Here is a 2,692-nt window from a genome sequence, read left to right as displayed (position 1 = left end):
GGGAGCCGACCTGCCCGAGCCGCCCCGCCACGCCGACACCGGCCTCGTGGTCGTCGTCTCGCCCGCCCTGTACGGGGAGTTCACCGCCAGCTCCGCCGCCCGCGAGCCCCTGCGCTTCCAGCCCCTGTATCCCCCCGGTGCGCCGTCCGTCCCGCCGGTCGCCTGGTTCTGCCCCCTGGGCGGTCCGGCCGGCCCCGCGGGCACCGACGTCCCGGCCCACGACCTGGTGCGGGGCCCCCTCATCACCCACGACCTGAACGAGCTGGGCACCCCCGCGCCGGGCCGCACGGCCGTCGTCCACACCGGGCCCGACGGTTCGCTCACCCTGCTCAACCCCGTCCAGCCCTACGGCGCCCGCGCACCGCACCCGGCGACCTACTACGTCGTCGACCTCACCGCGCGACGGGCCCGGCACACGGTCAGCCTGCCCGGCGCGCGGGGCGGCTCCTTCACCGCGGCGGTCGACCTGTCCTGGCACGTGGCGGACCCGGTCGCCTTCGTCCGGGCGGAAGCCGTCCGCGTGTCCGAGCGGCTGCTCACCCATCTGCTGGAGGTCGCGGCCCGCGTCACCCGCCGGCACCCGGTGCGCCGGGTCGGCGGAGCGCAGCGCGAGGTCGACTCCGCGCTGGGTTCCTGGCCCGTACCGGGCCTCGCGGTGTCCTGCTCCGTACGGCTCACCCGGGAGGCGGCACCACCGGCGGAGCCGTCCGGACAGGAGGAACCGGCGCCCCTGCCACTGCCCGGCGCCCTGGCCGACTGCCCCACCGTGCTCATCGGTTTCGACGGGCCGCTCGCCCGCCTGTTCTCGGCGAGCACCGCGCGCGAGGCCGCTCTGGACCTGCTGTCCGTCGTCTCCGAACACCGCGCGCCGCAGGAGGCGCTCGAGGGCCGCCCGCTCGGCGGCGGTGACGTCTCCCGGAAGGCGTCGGTGCATCCGCTGGAGGTGCTGCGCGCCTTCGCGCGCGACCCGCTCGGCGCGGCGCTCCGCGACCGCCTCGACGAACTCGAGCTGCGGGCGGTGCCCGAGGCACCCGCCACGCACCGCTCGTTCGCTCTGGTGCGTGCCCTGCACGCCTCCGGCCGACGGGTCGTCATCGTCAGCGACGTGGGCGAACAGGCCCTGCGACGCTACCTGCTGCCCCACCGCGTGCCCCTGGCCGGCATCCACGGGCGCGCCGACGACCTCACCCTGCTGATGCCCCACCCGGACTGCCTGCGGCGCGCCCTGGGCGCCTCCGGCACGTCCGCCGGCGGCCCGGCCGTCGTGATCGGCTCGTCGGTCGCCGAGTTCACCGCCGCCCGGCGGGGCGGTCTGCGCTTCATCGGCTACGCCTACACCGCCGCCATCCGGCGAGGCCTGCGCGAGGCCGGCTGCGAGCTCACCGTCGACTCCCTGGAGCCCCTCCTGGAGGCCGTCCGCGCCCTGCCCCGCCCGGACGGCGCCTGACCCCCCGTTCGGCGGCCCCCCACCCGGCCCCCCAGGAAAGGCGCCCGCCCCCGTCCGCCGCGCACGATGCCTGAGAGGTCCGCCGCCCGGCGGGCCGCTGGGTGCGCACTCGGGAGGTTCCGCCGTGACCGCCAGTCTGGAGCAGCTGCGCCGCTGCCACTTCGCCGTCGACCTGGGGGCGGCCCGCACCCGGGTGTATGTCAAGGGCGCCGGACTCGTCGTCGACCAGCCGTCCACCGCCGCCGTGAACACCCGTACCGGAGCGCTGATGGCGGTCGGTGAGTTCGCGGAGAAGATGACGGGACGCACGCCGGACTACATCCGCGTCGTACGTCCCGTCTCCGGCGGCACGGTCGTCGACATCGAGATGGCGCAGCGCATGCTGCGGCAGCTCATCGGGGACAAGATGCGCCGCACGCTGCGCCGCAGGCCCCGGCTGCGGGCCGCGGCCTGTGTCCCGCACGACGCCGATCCGCTCGCCCAGCGCGCCGCGATCGAGACGCTGGTCGGTCTCGGCGCCCGCCGGGTGGAACTGGTCGACACGCTCATCGCCGCCGCCGTCGGCTGCGGTCTGCCGGTGGAGCGGCCCGAGGCCACCATGATCATGGTGTGCGGTGCGGCGGCCACGCAGGTGGCCGTGCTCTCCCTCGGGGCGATCGTGACGGCGGAGCGCGTCCCCGTCGGCGGGGAGGCCGTGGACAACGCGATCGTGCAGCACCTGCGCCACCAGCACGAGCTGGTGCTGCCGAGCCAGTCCGTACGGCCCCTGCAGCTCGCCCTGCACGGCACCGGGCTCACCCCGCAGGGCCCGGAGTCGACGGAGATCCACGGGCGGGACGTGGCCACCGGTCTGGCCCGTTCCGTGCGGGTCGACACGGCCGCCGTGCGGCGGGCCATCCAGACACCGCTCACCGCCGTCCTCGACGGCATCGGCAAGGTGCTGCGGGAGTGCCCGCCGGATCTGGTCGCCGACCTGGTCGACCGGGGGATCATGATGGTCGGCGGGAGCGCCCTGCTGCCGGGCTTCGACCAGATGCTGCGTCAGGCGACGGGCATGCCGGTGCACATCGCCGAACGGCCGGAGCTCTGCGCCGTACAGGGGCTGGGCGAGATGCTGGAGGGCAGGATCGCACCGATCGTGCTGGACCCGCTGCGCGCCTGAACCGGGCGGGCGCCGGCCGGACCGGCACACCCACGCCCCGGCCCGCGCCCCCGGGCGGCCGGGCGGGCGTCAGCGGGCGAGCC

Annotated in this window: 2 protein-coding genes; both read left to right on the top strand. The window is 76.3% G+C overall.

Annotated features, from left to right (window positions below; translation table 11 throughout):
• On the top strand, positions 1 to 1,447 hold a 1,447-nt coding region (locus B7767_RS46550; protein WP_179167256.1), incomplete at its 5' end, for an HAD family hydrolase.
• Between the two features lie 124 nt (positions 1,448 to 1,571).
• On the top strand, positions 1,572 to 2,609 hold the full coding sequence (locus B7767_RS23735) for a rod shape-determining protein (protein ID WP_085573980.1): 1,038 nt from the start codon (positions 1,572 to 1,574) through the stop codon (positions 2,607 to 2,609).
• The last annotated feature ends 83 nt before the right edge of the window (positions 2,610 to 2,692 follow it).

Origin of the sequence: Streptomyces sp. 13-12-16, from assembly GCF_002114215.1 — a bacterium.
Taxonomy (GTDB): domain Bacteria; phylum Actinomycetota; class Actinomycetes; order Streptomycetales; family Streptomycetaceae; genus Streptomyces.
This window is presented reverse-complemented; position numbering and strand designations above follow the sequence as displayed.